This window comes from Amycolatopsis sp. CA-126428 (assembly GCF_002904335.1).
Lineage (GTDB): Bacteria > Actinomycetota > Actinomycetes > Mycobacteriales > Pseudonocardiaceae > Amycolatopsis.
In genome coordinates, this window is sequence record NZ_PPHF01000171.1 from 1 (window position 1) to 2,449 (window position 2,449).

Consider the following 2,449-nt stretch of genomic DNA (forward strand, 5'->3'; position numbering starts at 1 on the left):
GCAGCTCGGTAGCTCGCTGGGCTCATAACCCAGAGGTCGCAGGTTCAAATCCTGTCCCCGCTACAGAGGTTGGGAGGGGTGTGTTCGCGGAGAGCGCGAACGCACCCCTCTTTCGCATTTGCTCCTGGGGGTCGAACCCCCAGACCCCCGCCAGGGGGGCTTCGCCGCCCCTGGACCCCCCGGTGGGTGGTTGCCTTGTCAGGTGAGCCAGGCGGTTGTTTCGCCTGTTGTGTTTGCTATGTAGCCGTCCGGGCGGACGAGGATCTTTTCCAGGTCTGGCCAGGGGAGTTCTGGGACCTCTGCTACGAGTACCTCTGTGTGGGGGTTTGGGGTTGGGGTTTTTGTCAGTAGGACCCAGTTTCCTTTGTGGAATAAGGTGCTTGCCTGGTTGCCGCTTGGTAGGGGGAAGTCGGGGAGGCGGGTTCCGGTTGCTGAGTGGGTTTCTTCTGTTGCGTAGCGGATGTTGAGACCGGAGACCATTCCTGACAGGTGGTGCTGGACTTCTGGGAGGGTTGTCAGGTCTCGGAAGAGGGCTCGTAGGGCCAGCTGGTTTGGGGTTGTGGGGATCAGGGCGTTCTGGGCCGCTATGTTGTCCAGGACCTGCTTGGCCACTGTGCGGCGCTCTGACTCGTACGTGTCCAGGAGTCCTGCTGCCGCTCGGTTGTTCAGCTCTGCTGCCAGTTTCCAGCCCAGGTTCATTGCGTCCTGGACGCCCAGGTTCAGGCCCTGACCGCCTGCTGGGAAGTGGGTGTGGGCTGCGTCGCCCGCGAGGAGGACCCGGCCCACCTTGTAGGTTTCTGCTAGGCGGCTGTCGTCCGAGAAACGGGATGCCCAGCGGATCTCCGCTATCTCCACCTCCGCGCCGAAGCGTTCGGTTACTGCTTGGTGGACTTCTTCGTCCGTGACGTCGGCTCGGAGGTTGGCCGGGCGGTTCAGGCGGTCGCCGAAGCTGATTCGGTACAGGTTCGGCTCGGCCAGCGGGATGACGCCGATGAACTTGCCCGGGCTCTGCGAGGTCACCATGTTGGTCATCGAGCGCCACTGCGTCGGTGCGTTGGGCGGTGTCGACTTGAAGAGCACGTCCGCTGCCACGCCGTGGCCCTGGCCCTCGATGCCTTCGAACGACATGTTCAACGCCTTGCGCACCCCGCTGCGGCCGCCGTCGCAGCCCACCAGGTACGCCGCCCGGATGCGCAGGTCTCCCGCGGTGACCGTGACGCCGTCGGCGTCCTGGACGAAGTTCGTGAGCTCGTGCCCTCGCCGCACCTTCACTCCCTGCTCCGCTAGGCGCTCCTCCAAGGCCGCTTCGACCTCCGCCTGCGGGATGCCCAGCTGGTACGGGTGGCGCGTGTCCCAGCCCGTGTAGGGCACCGGGATCACCGCGAAGTGTCCGTCCGCGACAGTCGCGAACGAGCGGTCCCGCGCACGAGGCAGCAAACCCCGCAGATCCAGGACTTCCGCCGTCCGGGGCTGAAGGTTCAGCGCCTTCGACAACCCCGTTCGCTCGTGCATCCGCTCGAGCACCAGAACGTCCACTCCGGCCAGTGCCAGCTCGTTCGCCAGCATCAGGCCCGTCGGGCCCGCGCCGGCGACGACCACCTCCGCCGTCAACTCCTGCATCCCCAGCTCCTTAACAACGTTAAATTGACCTGTCCCCAGAGTGGCCTTAACATCGTTAAATTGTCAAGCCGTGATCCGGAGAGGTGCTGCAAAAGATGGCCCTGACCAGGGAGAACATCGCTCGGGCCGGGCTGAAGCTGCTCAACGAAGTGGGGCTCAACGGGCTCACGCTCCGGCTGATCGCCGCCGACCTCGGCGTCCAGGCGCCCGCGCTCTACTGGCACATGAAGAACAAACAGGAACTGCTCGACGAGATGGCGACCCAGATGTACCGCGACTCCGTGGCCGATCGGCGGCCGCCGGCGTCGGCGGGGGAGTGGGAAGGTGCCGCGCACAGCGCCCGGGCGCTTCGGCGGATGATGCTCGCCTATCGCGACGGCGGAAAGGTTTTCGCCGGCACGTACCTCGGCGACACGAGCCTGGTCGGCGAGCACCCGCTGCGCCGGAGCATCGAAGCCGGGCTCGACGAGCGGCGGGCGAGCCGGGCGACGTTCACCGTCTACTGCTTCGTCATCGGCTACGTGATCGAGGAACAGGCCGTGCGGCCCATGCCCGGCGAGTTCGACGAGCGCTACCGCGAGTCGGCCGGCGAGGCGGTGCTGGGGGACGCCGACGCGCGGTTCGAGGACGGGCTGACCATGGTCCTCAGTGGAGTCCGGCAGTGGCTCGAGGCACCGTAAGGCCAGGTCAGGGGCTTTTCGGACCCCGGTGTAAGGCCCCTCGCGACCCCGTGTAATCTATTGAAGTACCAAAACGGCGCGGGGTGGAGCAGCTCGGTAGCTCGCTGGGCTCATAACCCAGAGGTCGCAGGTTCAAATCCTGTCCCCGC

General features: G+C 65.7%; 2 protein-coding genes. One reads left to right on the top strand and one right to left on the bottom strand.

All coding sequences use genetic code 11. The features are described from left to right. Positions 1–198: 198 nt before the first annotated feature. Positions 199–1,620, bottom strand: a complete 1,422-nt coding sequence (locus C2L58_RS44755; protein ID WP_103343703.1) for an FAD-dependent monooxygenase — start codon at positions 1,618–1,620, stop codon at positions 199–201. A gap of 95 nt (positions 1,621–1,715) precedes the next feature. Here C2L58_RS44755 and C2L58_RS44760 point away from each other — a divergent pair, with 95 nt between their 5' ends. Then, positions 1,716–2,300 carry a TetR/AcrR family transcriptional regulator C-terminal domain-containing protein gene (locus C2L58_RS44760; protein ID WP_103343704.1) on the top strand — a complete coding sequence of 195 codons (585 nt, stop codon included), beginning with the start codon at positions 1,716–1,718 and terminating at the stop codon, positions 2,298–2,300. The last annotated feature ends 149 nt before the right edge of the window (positions 2,301–2,449 follow it).

What these genes read in the sequence shown, in the direction of transcription:
- C2L58_RS44755 (WP_103343703.1), bottom strand. Translation starts at nt 1,620, where the DNA reads ATGCAGGAGTTGACGGCGGAGGTGGTCGTCGCCGGCGCGGGCCCGACG.
- C2L58_RS44760 (WP_103343704.1), top strand. Translation starts at nt 1,716, where the DNA reads ATGGCCCTGACCAGGGAGAACATCGCTCGGGCCGGGCTGAAGCTGCTC.